Source organism: Tolypothrix sp. VBCCA 56010 (genome assembly GCF_050875635.1).
Taxonomy (GTDB): Bacteria; Cyanobacteriota; Cyanobacteriia; order Cyanobacteriales; family Nostocaceae; genus Hassallia.
The window spans coordinates 1-880 of the sequence record NZ_JBPAOH010000377.1; the positions used below are offsets into that span (position 1 = coordinate 1).

1 protein-coding gene and 1 pseudogene are annotated in these 880 nt (G+C 44.9%); both read right to left on the bottom strand.

Features of this window, described 5'->3' with window-relative positions; genetic code table 11:
• Window positions 1-187: pseudogene (locus AABK37_RS41580) on the bottom strand (IS630 family transposase); the annotation flags it as partial.
• 94 nt (window positions 188-281) lie between these two features.
• Window positions 282-785: a helix-turn-helix domain-containing protein gene (locus AABK37_RS41585; RefSeq protein WP_432557211.1), complete on the bottom strand. Its 504-nt coding sequence runs from the start codon at window positions 783-785 to the stop codon at window positions 282-284.
• Window positions 786-880: the final 95 nt, after the last annotated feature.

Consider the following 880-nt stretch of genomic DNA (forward strand, 5'->3'; position numbering starts at 1 on the left):
GGGTAAAATCTTCTTCGGTTCTCGTGTCTCCACAAGTTGGACTAACAATTTGACCTGTGACGACATCAAAATTTGCAATTAAGGTTTGTGTACCGTGACGAATATATTCAAACTCTCGCCTTAACACTTTTCCAGGTCTTAGTGGCAGGTCTTTTTCTACACGCTGTAGGGCTTGAATACCCGTCATTTCATCGATACATATCGTGCGTTCTCCCTCAACGGCACGTTCAAAAGCAGTTAAATATAAATTAGTGATGTTGTGAACCTTGGCATCAAATTCGTCATCTGGGGGGGGGGGTCAACCAGTAACGGTTCTGATGTGGTTTGATTTGAGCTTCTTCCAATAGTCTTCCGACATGGCGTTGAGATATGTTTTCAACAATGCCCCGTTTGACTACTTCCTCGGCAAGTTCTCGTGCCGTCCAATGGCTTATCGGTCGCCCCTGCTCTGCTGGATCTGAACACGCGAGCGCAAATAATTCGACGATTTGCTCCATACTAAATTTTGCTGGTGCGCCACCGCGTTCTGCATCGCTCAATTTTTTCATCACTGGTAATTGGCGATCGCCTAATTCTAACCATCGGTTTCGCCACGTCCGAGCCATATCTCTACTAATATTCAACGTTCGAGCAATGTCACGGTTATTTTTGCCCTCCCAGGCAAGTAGAATAATTTTTGCTCGCAGTGCGATTTGCTGTGGTGTACTGTGCCTACTAAGTAAATGTTGTAGTTCGTCCTGTTCACCACAGAGCAATTCTAATGATTTTGGAGCTAACCTTGCCACACCTTGATTCCTTAAAAACTACCCATAAGGGTTTTGACCCTTCTTGCTTAGTCTCTCACAAAAATGGTCGGTTTATTTCCGCCACCCTGTACTAG